The sequence below is a fragment of the Prevotella communis genome (assembly GCF_022024115.1).
Taxonomy (GTDB): Bacteria; Bacteroidota; Bacteroidia; order Bacteroidales; family Bacteroidaceae; genus Prevotella; species Prevotella communis.
Genome location: NZ_CP091792.1, coordinates 1,174,199 through 1,188,525, shown reverse-complemented (window position 1 = coordinate 1,188,525; position 14,327 = coordinate 1,174,199). Strand labels below are relative to the sequence as shown.

Here is a 14,327-nt window from a genome sequence, read left to right as displayed (position 1 = left end):
ACACGAAAAAGACCCTGACTCATTGCTGAATCAGGGTCTTTACTTGTAAAAAATGGCAGCCTCCTACTCTCCCGCATTGCATTGCAGTACCATCGGCGCAAGCGGGCTTAACTTCTCTGTTCGGAATGGGAAGAGGTGGGACCCCGCCGCAATAGCCACCTGAATATCTTCGCTAAATTGATAATTGACAATTGATAATTGACAATTATACAACCGCGTATAAGGTTGACATATCACACTAAGACTGAAGCTTAAACTTCAGCGTCAATACTGTCACAGTTGAAAGCATGCGCTTTATTAGCGAAAGCCTTCGGGCAATTAGTAGTGCTCGGCTTTGACATCACTGTCTTTACACCTGCACCCTATCAACGTCGTAGTCTACGACGACCCTCAATGGAGCCCTCATCTTGTGGCCGGCTTCGCACTTAGATGCTTTCAGCGCTTATCCGATCCCGACGCGGATACCCGGCGGTGCACCTGGCGGTACAACCGGTAAACCGGAGGTCAGTCAAACACGGTCCTCTCGTACTAGTGTCCGATCCACTCAAGACTCCCACGCCCACGATAGATAGAGACCGAACTGTCTCACGACGTTCTGAACCCAGCTCGCGTGCCACTTTAATGGGCGAACAGCCCAACCCTTGGGACCTTCTCCAGCCCCAGGATGTGACGAGCCGACATCGAGGTGCCAAACCACCCCGTCGATATGAGCTCTTGGGGGGGATCAGCCTGTTATCCCCGGAGTACCTTTTATCCTTTGAGCGATGCAGTTTCCATACACTTGCACCGGATCACTAAGCCCCAGTTTCCTGCCTGCTCGGCATGTCTGCCTCCCAGTCAAGCGCCCCTTTTGCCTTTACACTCTATAAGGCCGGTTACCAATCGGCCCGAGGGCACCTTTGGAAGCCTCCGTTACGCTTTTGGAGGCGACCACCCCAGTCAAACTACCCACCAAACAGTGTCCACGCTACTGCGTGTTAGACCTCAGGCAGCAGAAGGGCCGTATTTCAACGGCGGCTCCATGAACGCTGGCGCGCCCACTTCATAGCCTCCGGCCTATCCTACACATCCGATGACCAAGGTCAGTGCTAAGCTGTAGTAAAGGTTCACGGGGTCTTTTCGTCCCATCGCGGGTAATCGGCATCTTCACCGATACTACAATTTCACTGAGATCGTGGCCGAGACAGCGTCCGGATCATTACACCATTCGTGCAGGTCGGAACTTACCCGACAAGGAATTTCGCTACCTTAGGACCGTTATAGTTACGGCCGCCGTTTACTGGGGCTTCAATTCAATGCTTCATGTTACCACTGACATCTCCTCTTAACCTTCCAGCACCGGGCAGGTGTCAGGCTGTATACCTCATCTTTCGAGTTTGCACAGCCCTGTGTTTTTGTTAAACAGTTGCCTGGACCTATTCTCTGCGCCTCACTTAAAGTGAGGACCCTTTATCCCGAAGTTACAGGGTCAGTTTGCCTAGTTCCTTAGCCACGAATCTCTCAACGCCTTAGTATGTTCTACCCGACTACGTGTGTCCGTTTGCGGTACGGGTACCACACGGGTTAAGCTTAGCGGTTTTTCTCGGGAGTATGTTTACCTGCGCTATCAAGTTCTTCCGAAGAAGACCCTGTACTGTCACGTTCGGCTCGGAGTGTGGATTTGCCTGCACTCCTCAGCACCTACACGCTTCAACGTGCTATTCCGTCAGCACGCGGCAGTGTCACTGCTCCGTCACCACGTCGCCCCGTATGGTAGTCACGGAATATTAACCGTGTCAGCCATCGCTCTCGCCGTTCGGCTTAAACTTAGGACCCGACTCACCCCGGGGTGATTGACATCGCCCGGGAAACCTTAGTCTTATGGCGGACGGGAATCTCACCCGTCTTATCGTTACTTATACCTACATTTGCTTTTCCAGAAACTCCAGTGAAGGTCATCCTTCACCTTCGACGTCGCTGGAATGCTCCCCTACCGATACTTTTTAATGCTATCCCGCGCCTTCGGTACCTGTCTTATACCCGATTATTATCCATGCACGGCCTCTCGACTAGTGAGCTGTTACGCACTCTTTGAATGAATGGCTGCTTCCAAGCCAACATCCTAGCTGTCATCGAGGCCACACTTCGTTAGACTAACTCAGACAGGATTCCGGGACCTTAGACGGCGGTCTGGATTCTTCTCCTCTCGGGGACGGACCTTAGCACCCGCCCCCTTACTGCCGGACTGCAGACCGTGAGCATTCGGAGTTCGTCAGGTCTCGATAGGCGGTGAAGCCCTCTTGACCTATCGGTCGCTCTACCTCTCACGGTGACCATCCGACGCGGCACCTAAATGCCTTTCGGGGAGTACGAGCTATCTCCGAGTTTGATTGGCCTTTCACTCCTACACACACCTCATCCGGAAGCTTTTCAACGCTTATCGGTGCGGACCTCCATCCCGTGTTACCGGGACTTCATCCTGGACATGTGTAGATCACTCGGTTTCGCGTCTACCCCATCCGACTTGGGCGGCCTCTTCAGCCTCGCTTTCACTGCGGTTGCGCCCCAGAAGGGCTTAACCTCGCCGGACATGGTAACTCGTAGGTTCATTATGCAAAAGGCACGCCGTCACTAGTATAACTAGCTCCGACCGCTTGTAGGCGACTGGTTTCAGGTACTATTTCACTCCCCTAATAGGGGTGCTTTTCACCTTTCCCTCACGGTACTGGTTCGCTATCGGTCTCTCGGGAGTATTTAGCCTTACCGGATGGTCCCGGCAGATTCGCGCAGAATTCCTCGTGCTCCGCGTTACTCAGGATACCACTAGGCCTCATTTCACTTCGCGTACAGAACTTTCATCTTCTATGGTTGAACTTTCCAGAACATTCTGCTCATGATCAGAGTACCACGGCGTGGTCCTACAACCCCCATTATGCATTGCTACATAACAGGTTTGGGCTCTTCCCCGTTCGCTCGCCACTACTAGGGGAATCATTGTTTATTTTCTCTTCCTGAGGGTACTAAGATGTTTCAGTTCCCCCCGTTTGCCTTCCTACCTTTGTAGGAATAACAGTCCTTCAGACTGCTGGGTTGTCCCATTCGGAAATCCCTGGATCAAAGATTATTTGCATCTACCCAGAGCTTATCGCAGCTTATCACGTCCTTCATCGCCTCCGAGAGCCAAGGCATCCACCAGACGCCCTAACTTGCTTTCGCCTATATACATTAAACATTAATGATTAAACATTAAACATTCAATGCATAGCTCATACTTTCAGCTGTAATTTTGAGATTTTTTAATCTACTCAGTTTGACTTCTTAAAGTCTTTACTTACAGTCTTGTGTGTCAATATGTCAAAGATCTCTTCCTCGTTGTGAGGATTGTGGAGAATATCGGGGTCGAACCGATGACCTCTTGCATGCCATGCAAGCGCTCTAGCCAACTGAGCTAATCCCCCATGGGATAGAGAAATCGAAGTAGTCCCAGGCAGACTTGAACTGCCGACCTCCACATTATCAGTGTGGCGCTCTAACCAACTGAGCTATAGGACTGTCAGTTTGGTCAGAGGGGGTACCTCTGCCCAGCCTCATACATTCTCTATATATAAACAGCGTGTAGTAAAGAAGCTTGGGTTAAAACTAACCATCTTAACTTCTGTCTAGTCATTCTCTCCAGAAAGGAGGTGTTCCAGCCGCACCTTCCGGTACGGCTACCTTGTTACGACTTAGCCCCAATTACCAGTTTCGCTCTAGGCCGATCCTTGCGGTCACGGACTTCAAGCGCCCCCGGCTTTCATGGCTTGACGGGCGGTGTGTACAAGGCCCGGGAACGTATTCACCGCGCCATGGCTGATGCGCGATTACTAGCGAATCCAGCTTCATGGGGTCGGGTTGCAGACCCCAATCCGAACTGAGGAAGGCTTTTAGGATTAGATGCGCCTTGCGGAACACCATCTCTCTGTACCTCCCATTGTAACACGTGTGTAGCCCCGGACGTAAGGGCCGTGCTGATTTGACGTCATCCCCACCTTCCTCACACCTTACGGTGGCAGTCCAACCAGAGTGCCCAGCTTTACCTGATGGCAACTAGTCGCAGGGGTTGCGCTCGTTATGGCACTTAAGCCGACACCTCACGGCACGAGCTGACGACAACCATGCAGCACCTCCACAGGAGCCCCGAAGGGCCTCATCATCTCTGAATCGTTCTCCTGCAGTTCAAGCCCGGGTAAGGTTCCTCGCGTATCATCGAATTAAACCACATGTTCCTCCGCTTGTGCGGGCCCCCGTCAATTCCTTTGAGTTTCACCGTTGCCGGCGTACTCCCCAGGTGGGATGCTTAACGCTTTCGCTTGGCCGCATACACTATATCGCATACAGCGGGCATCCATCGTTTACCGTGCGGACTACCAGGGTATCTAATCCTGTTCGATACCCGCACCTTCGAGCTTTAGCGTCAGTTATAGCCTCGCCAGCTGCCTTCGCAATCGGAGTTCTTCGTGATATCTAAGCATTTCACCGCTACACCACGAATTCCGCTGACGTCGAATACACTCAAGGAAACCAGTTCGCGACGCACTTCCACGGTTGAGCCGCGGCATTTCACGTCACGCTTAATCTCCAGCCTGCGCTCCCTTTAAACCCAATAAATCCGGATAACGCCCGGACCTTCCGTATTACCGCGGCTGCTGGCACGGAATTAGCCGGTCCTTATTCTTACGGTACATACAAAAAGGGACACGTCCCTCACTTTATTCCCGTACAAAAGCAGTTTACAACCCATAGGGCCGTCATCCTGCACGCTACTTGGCTGGTTCAGACTTCCGTCCATTGACCAATATTCCTCACTGCTGCCTCCCGTAGGAGTTTGGACCGTGTCTCAGTTCCAATGTGGGGGACCTTCCTCTCAGAACCCCTACTGATCGTGGGCTTGGTGGGCCGTTACCCCGCCAACAACCTAATCAGACGCATCCCCATCCCTTAGCGGTAAACCTTTGGTTCATCTTGAATGCTCGCAACGAACAACATAGAGTATTAATTCGACTTTCGCCGGGCTATCCTCTACTAAGGGGAAGGTTGGATACGCGTTACTCACCCGTGCGCCGGTCGCCGACAAAGAAAGCAAGCTTTCTTCTCGCTGCCCCTCGACTTGCATGTGTTAAGCCTGTAGCTAGCGTTCATCCTGAGCCAGGATCAAACTCTTCATTGTAAAATGTTTTATCTCTAAAGTTTTGCTAAAGCAGGAAATGCTGCTTTCAAAATCTTTTATATCTGTCTCAGAACGACTATCCAGTATCAAGTTAAGAATTAAACGGTTTGTTTCTTCTACCCAAGAGTAACCGAAATTACTCTCGCTTCTTGTACTACTTCTGTCTATGTAAATCTTTCAAAGAACTCTTTCTTTAGTGCCTTGCCCGTTGTTAGGCGAAAGCGGATGCAAAGGTACGACTTTTTTCTGAACCACCAAACATTTTACTACTTTTTTTCATAAAAAAATTGCAGGTTTTCGAGTTATTTGACAAACCTTAAAAACTCACCTTATTATATATTATATAGAGAGCAGAGTAATGTAAAAATGACACAAAAAAAAGAATCAATATTTTTTGTATTACTCACTTCTTTTCGTACCTTTGTGCCCAAATTTTAGAAAATAAACATATGTACATGAAGAAAATAATAGCTACCCTACTCGTATTGTTTACCCTGACAGATGCGTATGCCGTACTGAAAGAAAAAGATTTGGAGCAAACTCTGAGCGTGCTACGTACGGAACTAACAGAAAAGCATACCGAACTGCACTCACAGTCGAACGAGCGCAAAGAAGCGGCTAAGAGTATCGTGGACCAACTGAAGGAGACTATCAAAAAAAGCAATCAGAATGCTTTGATGCTCTATTCGCAAAACACGAATTATGTGTTTGACCTGACCTACGCCTGTCATGAGGCTACGGAGCAGTATCAGTCTTTTCAGAAACAACAGTTGCCCTTTAAGGCCTATCTGGAAGAAAGCGACGTAGAGATTGCAAAATACGACAGCCTGATAAACAGTCTGAAGTCAATGCGTCCTGACATGCTGGAAGAACAAGGAAGGACCGACCGCAGTGTCTGTCTGACCCTCGCTATCAATATCCAGAACACACTGATAGAGAACAGAGGACAGGTGGCCAATTATATCTCCTTCTACGAGATGGCTGAGCAACGTCTGAAGAATCTGAATGAGTATGCCAACATGCGATATGATGACATCCAGAAAAGCATCTTCAAAAATGGCGGTGAGAACTACTTTACGGTCATCAAGGAGTTCAGGACCAAACTCACTGAGGCCGAGTCGGTTATCCTGGATAAGTACACGCCCAACAAAGAAGAATCTGACTGGGACAGTTCGGTAATCATCCAGCTCTTTACCATCATTGTTTTTTATATCCTGGTAGCCGTTATCTTAAACCTTATTATATTTAAGTTCCTGCCCAAGCGATTCCACACCAGTGAGTTCCTCAAGAAGCGCTCGTGCGTGATTATGGCGACAACCACCGTTACCTTTGCCGCCATCCTGGGTATCTTGAAAGCAACGCTGAATCAGAATTTCTTCCTCATGGCCAGCAGTCTGCTGATAGAATACGCCTGGTTGCTGAGTGTGATACTGATATCACTGCTCCTCAGAGTAAACGGCCGGCAGATACGCAGTGCGTTCCACATCTACGCTCCCCTGCTCTTTGTGGGATTCATGGTCATTGCATTCCGTATCATACTTATCCCCAGAGAGTTGGTTAACCTGATATTCCCTCCCCTACTCCTGCTCTGCACGCTATGGCAATGGCGTATGATGAGGAAGCACCATCAGAACATTCCACAGTCGGACATGTTCTATACCTATATATCACAGGCAATCTTTATACTGTCATTGATATGTTCATGGGTGGGCTATACACTGATGGCCGTACAGATACTGATATGGTGGATTATGCAGTTGACCTGCATCCTGACAATCACCTGTGTGAGTCAGTATCTGAAACTATACGGCACACGCCGCGGCTTTGAAGAGAAACCTATTACAGAGACATGGGCCTACATGCTATTTTATAAGGTAATGCTGCCCGTGATGGGTGTTCTGTCTGTGATGATCTCTATATACTGGGCTGCCGACGTGTTTAACCTAAGCGATTTGTGCTGGCAGATTTTCAAGAAGCACTTTATCGACCTGGAGAACCTGCAGGTGAGCATCCTGAAACTCTGTATGGTGGTAAACCTGTTCTTCATGTTCAAGTATATAGCAAGTACCATCCTGTCACTGCTGAAGCACCACTACAAAGCAGGCGACCCCTCGACTGCCGCCAGCAGAGAGGTGATGGGACGCAACGTGATTCAAGTACTGGTATGGGGAGTATGGCTGCTGATGTCACTCTCTATCATGAATATCAGCGTGGCATGGTTGCTGGCTATCTCAGGCGGACTGTCAACCGGTATCGGTTTTGCATCGAAAGATATCATCGAGAATATCTACTATGGTGCCTCGCTGATGGCCGGCCGTATCAGTGTGGGCGACTGGATTGAGGTGGACGGCACAAGAGGAAAGGTGACCTCGATTAACTACACGTCAACGATCATTGAGTCTGTATATGGAGAGATTATCACCTTCCAAAACAGTCAGTTGTTTGCCAAGAACTATAAGAACCTGACCAAGAACAACGGTTATATCCTGGCAGTCATCCCATTTGGAGTGGCCTATGGTTCGAACTTGAAACAAGTAACGGATCTGGTAGAGAACGCCGTCAACAATCTACACCATGAATGGATGGATCCTGAGAAGAAGGTGAAGTCGGTGATGAGCGGCATGAACGACTCAAGCGTAGATTTCAAGCTCTTTGTGTGGGCTGATGCCGTGAAGAAATCGTACGTGATCAGTGATGTATTAAAGTGCGTCTATAATACGCTCTATGAGAATGGCATCGAAATACCATTCCCACAGCGCGATATTACTATTAAGAATTTAGAGGAGTTAAAGGAGGTAAGGGTTTAGACGATAGATTAATTCGCCTTGATATAATTAACTATCCACTCTCCTACCTCGCGTGTGCCATATTTCTGTCCGCCTTCAACCTGAATCTCGGGCGTACGGACATTGGCATCGAGCGATGCGTCGACAGCCTTACGGATAAGGGCGCCCTCCTCTTTCAGTCCGAAATGTTCCAACAGCATAGCAGCAGAAAGAATCTGAGCCAAGGGATTGGCCAGGTTCTGACCGGCTGCCTGTGGCCATGAGCCATGGACAGGTTCGAAGAGCGGTGTGTGTTCGCCTAAAGAAGACGAAGGCTGCAAGCCCATTGAACCCGTGATACATGAAGTCTCATCAGTAAGGATATCACCAAAGGTATTCTCTGTCACGATAACATCAAAGAAGCGCGGTTCGGTGAGCACACGCATCGAGGCATTATCAATAAACATATAATCAGTCTGCACCTCGGGATACTGCGGTTCCATCTCCTTGGCAATCTGGCGCCACAAACGACTAGACGCCAAGACGTTGGCCTTGTCCACAACCGTAAGATGCTTACGACGCTGCATAGCCATCTCGAAAGCAACCTTCAGGATACGCTCAATCTCTGGGCGCGTATATACATCGGTATCGTATGCCTTATCATTGTCCTGATATTTTTCCCCGAAGTACATACCACCAGTGAGTTCGCGCAGCACCACGAAATCTGCCCCGCGAAGCAGTTCCTCCTTCAGGGGTGACTTATGCAGGAGGCAGTCGAATGTAGCCACCGGACGCACGTTGGCAAAGAGGCCAAGCTTCTTACGCATAGCCAGCAAACCAGTCTCAGGACGTACCTTCAGCGTGGGGTTATTATCATATTTCAGATCGCCCACTGCCGCAAAGAGCACGGCATCTGCATTCATACACGCCTGATGGGTAGCCTCCGGATAAGGATCACCGCAGGCCTCAATGGCACAGGCACCTACCAACGCTTCCTCGTAAGTAAACTCATGACCGCATTTCTCTGCTACAGCATTGAGCACAGCCACACCTTGTTTCATAATCTCCGGTCCGATACCGTCGCCCGGAAGAATAGCTATTTTTAGTTTCATATCAATTTACTTAGAAGTTATACACTATTTTACTAATTAGGAATCTCGTTTTCGATGATGTTCAGCATCTTGAACGTGGCCTTGATAGCAGCCTCCGTCTGGTCAGCATCCAGTCCGCGTGTGCGCAGGATACCCCCATTATAATGCCAAGAGATGACTGTCTGTACCAAGGCATCGGTACGTCCGCCCGGCGGAATGGTAACCTGATAATTGGCCAAGACAGGAAACGTACGGTTCAGATACTTCTTATAAATATAACGAAGCGCCTTGACAAAAGCGTCATACTGACCATCACCCACAGCACTGCCATCATACTGCTGACCATTGATTTCTACCTTGACATTAGCACCCGGGCGCAGGCCATAAGCCGTAGAGACCATGTAACTGATCAGTTTGACCTTATCCTCGGAACCGTCGTGCTTCAAGACGTCACTGACGATAAAGGGCAGGTCTTCCTGTGTCACAATCTCCTTCTTGTCACCCAGTTCTGTGATACGTTCCGTGACACGGCGTGTCTGCTCAGGCGTGAGTTCCAACCCCAGTTCCTCAAGATTCTTAGCGATATTAGCCTTACCCGAATTCTTTCCCAGGGCATATTCACGCTTACGTCCGAAACGTTCTGGAACCAACTCGTTATAATAAAGCTTATCCTTCGAGTCGCCATCGGCATGCACACCAGCCACCTGCGTAAACACATTCTCACCAACGATAGGCTGGTTGGGGGCTACCGTGATGCCACTAAAGCTCTCGACCATACGTGAGAGGTCATTGAGCTGACTCTCTACAATATTTGTCTTGGCATGGAACTGATCCTTCAGAATAGCCTGAACAGAAGCCATCGGCGCATTACCACAACGCTCACCCAGCCCATTCACGGTGACATGCAGCCCCTTGGCACCACTCAATACGGCTGCCAAGGAATTACTTACCGCAAGGTCGTAATCATTATGTGCATGGAAATCAAAATGGACATCAGGATAACGCTTTATCATCTTACGGAAATACTCGATGACCTGCAAAGGGTTCATCACGCCAAGGGTGTCAGGGAGCATGAAACGCTGGACCCCTCCCTGTTTCCCCAAGGGGGAGGAAGAGGTTATTGCATCCATCAGTTGATATACATACTCTGGGGAGTCCTTCATGCCGTTAGACCAGTCCTCCAGATAGAGATTCACACTGATGCCCTTGCTGGCAGCATATTCCACTTCACTAAGAATATCGTTGATATGCTCTTCTGGCGTCTTGTGCAACTGATGAGTGCAGTGTTTCAGTGAACCCTTGGCCAACAAGTTTACGACACGACCGCCACAACTGTCAATCCAGTCGATGCTCTGTCCACCATCAACAAAGCCTAAGACCTCAACACGACTCAAGAGTCCCATCTTCTGGGCATAGGCACATATTTTGGAGACGGCCTCGTGTTCTCCCTCAGAGACACGTGCAGAAGCCACCTCGATACGGTCTACGTTGACATCGGAGAGCAGTTTGCGCGCCATCACCAACTTCTCGTGAGGCAGGAACGACACGCCATTGGTCTGTTCGCCATCACGGAGCGTGGAGTCCATAATCTCCACAAAGGGCAAAATGCGCTGATACGTATTCAGTTTCTCTGGTGTTCCCATTTTTCTATCTTATCTTTATTGGCCACGAGGAAATCGATATCATCAAGACCATTCATCAGACAGTGCTTCTTATAGCCATTAATATCAAAATGCTCGCTATTGCCAGTTGCTTTATTGGTCACGGTCTGATTAGGCAGATCAACCTCGACCTGAGTATCGGGATTATTCTGAATTGTCTGGAAGAGTTCCTGCAGAAAGTTTTCGCTCACCTGCACAGGAAGAACAAAGTTATTCAGTTCGTTGTTCTTATGGATATCAGCAAAAAAGCTGCTGATAACCACACGAAAGCCATAGCCAGCGATAGCCCAGGCGGCATGTTCACGACTGCTACCAGAACCAAAATTCTTACCTGCCACGAGGATACATCCTTTGTACTTCGGGTCATTGAGAACAAAATCCTCAACGATACTGCCATCGGGACGATAGCGCCAGTCACGGAAGAGATTATCGCCAAAGCCCTCTTTATCCGTGGCTTTCAGGAAACGGGCGGGAATGATCTGGTCTGTATCTACGTTCTCTAAAGGTAAGGGCACGCAGGTAGATGTGATGATGTCAAATTTCTGTTTCATAATAATGTACGTGGATCAGTGATTACTCCAGTGACTGCTGCAGCGGCAGCTACAAGGGGGGAACAGAGGATGGTGCGTGCACCAGGTCCCTGACGGCCCTCAAAATTACGGTTGCTCGTTGATACGGCATACTTGTCTGCAGGAACCTTGTCATCGTTCATCGCCAAACAGGCTGAGCAACCAGGCTGACGGATTTCAAAGCCTGAAGCTTCGAGAACCTTATCAAGTCCTTCCTCACGAATCTGCTTGTCAACAGCCCATGAGCCAGGTACCAGCCATGCCACCACATCAGCAGCCTTTTGACGTCCTTTCACGATAGACGCAAAGGCACGGAAGTCCTCGATACGGCCGTTGGTACAGGCGCCCAGGAAGACATAGTCAATCTTCTTGCCCAACAGTTTCTCACCTTCCTTGAAGCCCATGTACTGCAAAGATTTATTAAAATTGGCATCACCCTCAGCAGGAATTGACTCTGTAATACCGATTCCCATACCGGGATTGGTGCCATAAGTGATACGAGGTTCGATATCCGCAGCATCAAACACCAGTTCCTTATCAAACACAGCGTCATCGCCACTTTTCAGCGTGCGCCAATAGGCCATGGCCTTATCCCAATCCTCACCCTTGGGGGCGTATTCCTTACCTTTTATATAATCAAAGGTCACGTTGTCAGGAGCTATGAAACCTCCACGCGCCCCCATCTCAATAGAAAGGTTACAGAGCGTCAGGCGACCTTCCATCGACAGGTTCTTAACCACTTCACCTGCATACTCAACAAAATATCCCGTGGCACCACTGGTTGTCAGTTTCGCCATGAGATAGAGGGCAACATCCTTGGCCGTCACTCCCCTACCCAACTGTCCGTTGATGGTGATTCGCATAGACTTTGGTTTCTGCTGCAGGATACATTGTGAAGCCATGACCATCTCGACCTCACTGGTACCGATACCGAAAGCAACAGCACCCATGGCACCATGGGTAGAGGTATGAGAGTCGCCACATACAATCGTCATACCGGGCAACGAGAGTCCTTTCTCCGGACCTACCACATGGATGATGCCATTATCTTTTGACATCATACCAAAATGCTTCAAGCCAAACTCACGGGCATTTCGTTCCAAGGTATCCACCTGTTTCTTTGAGACAGGGTCGGCAATTGGCTTATCCTGATCATGAGTAGGCGTGTTATGGTCGGGCATACAGACAATCTGTTCCGGACGGAAACACTTTAAGCCCCTGGCACGCATACCATCGAAGGCCTGTGGTGAAGTCACCTCATGACAGTAGAGGCGATCAATATAAAGTTGTGTGGGACCATCGGTCACGGTCTGTACCACATGGGCGTCCCATATCTTATCGAAAAGTGTGTTCATTCTGCTTTCTTGAATTTATTGATACAGTCTATATAGGCTTCCACGGAAGCGGTCACAATGTCGGTATTAGCACCAAAGCCATAGTACAAAGCACCCTGGTACTCTACCTGCATATGTACCTTACCTACATCATCAGACCCCTTGGAGATAGCCTGAATGGTGAATTCCTTTAATGTCATGTGCTTCATAATAATCTTCTTCAGAGCCTTGATAGCGGCATCCACCGGACCATTGCCACTGGATGCAGCCTCAAACTTCTGTCCACTGATATCCAGTCCGATAGAAGCCACGCTCTTCACGCCCTTACCCGTGGTAACCTGCAGGAAGTCGAGTTTCACAGCATGTTGCTCAGCCGTATCGGCACCCGCTAACATCAGCACATCGGCATCGCTTACCTCTTTTTTCAAATCGGCCAGAGCCAGGAATTTCTCGTAAATCTTATCGACCTTCTCCTCATCGCTCACGTCAACGCCATTGATATGCAGACGATGTTTCAAGGCAGCACGACCACTACGTGCGGTCAATACAATAGAGTTGTCGTCAATACCAACATCCTTAGGATCCATAATCTCATAGGTCTGCACGTTCTTCAACACACCATCCTGATGGATACCGCTGGAATGAGCAAAAGCATTACGTCCTACGACAGCCTTATTGGGCTGGACAGGCATATTCATAAGACTGGAAACCAAACGAGATGTAGGATAGATTTTCTGTGTGTTGATATTGGTCTCGATATCGATTGACTTGTGACATTTCAATATCATGGCAATCTCCTCCAAACTAGTATTACCGGCGCGTTCACCTATACCATTGATTGTGACCTCAACCTGACGGGCACCATTGAGCACACCTTCAAGCGTGTTGGCCGTAGCCATACCTAAGTCATTGTGACAGTGGGTGGAAATGATAGCACGATCGATATTATCAACATGCTCCTTCAGATAACGTATTTTCTGTCCAAACTCTTCAGGCAGACAATAGCCTGTCGTATCTGGGATGTTGACCACCGTGGCACCGGCCTTGATGACGGCCTCAACGACACGAGCCAGGTACTCATTGTCCGTTCGTCCGGCATCCTCGGCATAGAACTCGACATCGTCCACAAAACGGCGCGCATACTTCACCGCAGCTACAGCTCGCTCAAGAATCTCCTCACGCGTGCTATTGAACTTGAACTTGATATGCTCGTCACTTGTGCCGATACCGGTATGGATACGTTTGTGCTTGGCATACTTCAACGCTTCGGCTGCCACGTCAATATCGCGCTGTACAGCTCTGCTTAACGCACAGATAACAGGCCAAGTGACGGCCTTTGAAATCTCAATTACCGAATTAAAATCGCCCGGACTACTGATAGGGAATCCTGCTTCAATCACGTCAACGCCCAACTGCTCCAAGGCCTTAGCCACCTGAATCTTCTCTACGGTGTTCAACTGGCATCCAGGCACCTGTTCACCATCGCGCAGTGTCGTGTCGAAAATAAACAATCTGTCACTCATCTTAGTTTCTTTTTATGTCGTTAAATCGTTATGACGTTATACGAAAAAAGCCTTTCACACTCGGAAGTGAGAAAGGCTCTTGTATGATTCAAATGTATGTTAGCATTTACCTGCTCTATATATACGCCTCATCACTTCCGACCACATAGTTGCAGTCGAATAATAATAATGGCGTTTAGTAGGCTCTGCTGTATCATTT

General features: G+C 48.9%; 6 protein-coding genes, 2 tRNA genes and 3 rRNA genes. 1 reads left to right on the top strand and 10 read right to left on the bottom strand.

Annotation, left to right across the window (positions count from 1 at the left end; translation table 11 throughout):
* Positions 1-50: 50 nt before the first annotated feature.
* The 5 genes from rrf to L6468_RS04580 form a co-directional block, all read right to left on the bottom strand.
* Positions 51-163: ribosomal RNA gene (gene rrf / locus L6468_RS04600) — 5S ribosomal RNA — on the bottom strand.
* A gap of 135 nt (positions 164-298) precedes the next feature.
* Positions 299-3,195 (bottom strand): 23S ribosomal RNA (locus tag L6468_RS04595).
* 168 nt (positions 3,196-3,363) lie between these two features.
* Positions 3,364-3,437 (bottom strand) — tRNA-Ala (locus L6468_RS04590).
* A 20-nt stretch (positions 3,438-3,457) separates the two neighbouring features.
* Positions 3,458-3,531 (bottom strand) — tRNA-Ile (locus L6468_RS04585).
* 124 nt (positions 3,532-3,655) lie between these two features.
* Positions 3,656-5,185: ribosomal RNA gene (locus tag L6468_RS04580) — 16S ribosomal RNA — on the bottom strand.
* Together the 16S, 23S and 5S rRNA genes with 2 tRNA genes alongside form the textbook arrangement of a ribosomal RNA operon.
* 455 nt (positions 5,186-5,640) lie before the next feature.
* Between L6468_RS04580 and L6468_RS04575 the strand changes: the two genes are divergently transcribed.
* The gene (locus L6468_RS04575; RefSeq protein WP_348535127.1) at positions 5,641-7,992 is read left to right on the top strand and encodes a mechanosensitive ion channel family protein; all 2,352 of its coding nucleotides are present in this window, start codon (positions 5,641-5,643) and stop codon (positions 7,990-7,992) included.
* Positions 7,993-8,000: 8 nt separating this feature from the next.
* Here L6468_RS04575 and leuB read toward each other — a convergent pair whose 3' ends face one another.
* From leuB to L6468_RS04550, 5 genes are read right to left on the bottom strand one after another with little or no spacing between them, the layout of a single operon-like run.
* Positions 8,001-9,062 carry a 3-isopropylmalate dehydrogenase gene (leuB, locus tag L6468_RS04570; RefSeq protein WP_091815920.1) on the bottom strand — a complete coding sequence of 354 codons (1,062 nt, stop codon included), beginning with the start codon at positions 9,060-9,062 and terminating at the stop codon, positions 8,001-8,003.
* Between the two features lie 32 nt (positions 9,063-9,094).
* The gene (locus L6468_RS04565) at positions 9,095-10,684 is read right to left on the bottom strand and encodes an alpha-isopropylmalate synthase regulatory domain-containing protein (protein ID WP_091815923.1); all 1,590 of its coding nucleotides are present in this window, start codon (positions 10,682-10,684) and stop codon (positions 9,095-9,097) included.
* Positions 10,663-11,253 (bottom strand): 3-isopropylmalate dehydratase small subunit, encoded by a 591-nt coding sequence (gene leuD / locus L6468_RS04560; protein WP_091815926.1) that lies wholly within the window; start codon positions 11,251-11,253, stop codon positions 10,663-10,665. Before leuD ends, L6468_RS04565 begins: the two co-directional genes overlap by 22 nt.
* Positions 11,250-12,626, bottom strand: a complete 1,377-nt coding sequence (leuC, locus tag L6468_RS04555) for a 3-isopropylmalate dehydratase large subunit (protein ID WP_237795763.1) — start codon at positions 12,624-12,626, stop codon at positions 11,250-11,252. Before leuC ends, leuD begins: the two co-directional genes overlap by 4 nt.
* Positions 12,623-14,128 carry a 2-isopropylmalate synthase gene (locus L6468_RS04550; RefSeq protein WP_237795762.1) on the bottom strand — a complete coding sequence of 502 codons (1,506 nt, stop codon included), beginning with the start codon at positions 14,126-14,128 and terminating at the stop codon, positions 12,623-12,625. Before L6468_RS04550 ends, leuC begins: the two co-directional genes overlap by 4 nt.
* Positions 14,129-14,327: the final 199 nt, after the last annotated feature.

What these genes read in the sequence shown, in the direction of transcription:
- L6468_RS04575 (WP_348535127.1), top strand. Translation starts at nt 5,641, where the DNA reads ATGAAGAAAATAATAGCTACCCTACTCGTATTGTTTACCCTGACAGAT.
- leuB (WP_091815920.1), bottom strand. Translation starts at nt 9,062, where the DNA reads ATGAAACTAAAAATAGCTATTCTTCCGGGCGACGGTATCGGACCGGAG.
- L6468_RS04565 (WP_091815923.1), bottom strand. Translation starts at nt 10,684, where the DNA reads ATGGGAACACCAGAGAAACTGAATACGTATCAGCGCATTTTGCCCTTT.
- leuD (WP_091815926.1), bottom strand. Translation starts at nt 11,253, where the DNA reads ATGAAACAGAAATTTGACATCATCACATCTACCTGCGTGCCCTTACCT.
- leuC (WP_237795763.1), bottom strand. Translation starts at nt 12,626, where the DNA reads ATGAACACACTTTTCGATAAGATATGGGACGCCCATGTGGTACAGACC.
- L6468_RS04550 (WP_237795762.1), bottom strand. Translation starts at nt 14,128, where the DNA reads ATGAGTGACAGATTGTTTATTTTCGACACGACACTGCGCGATGGTGAA.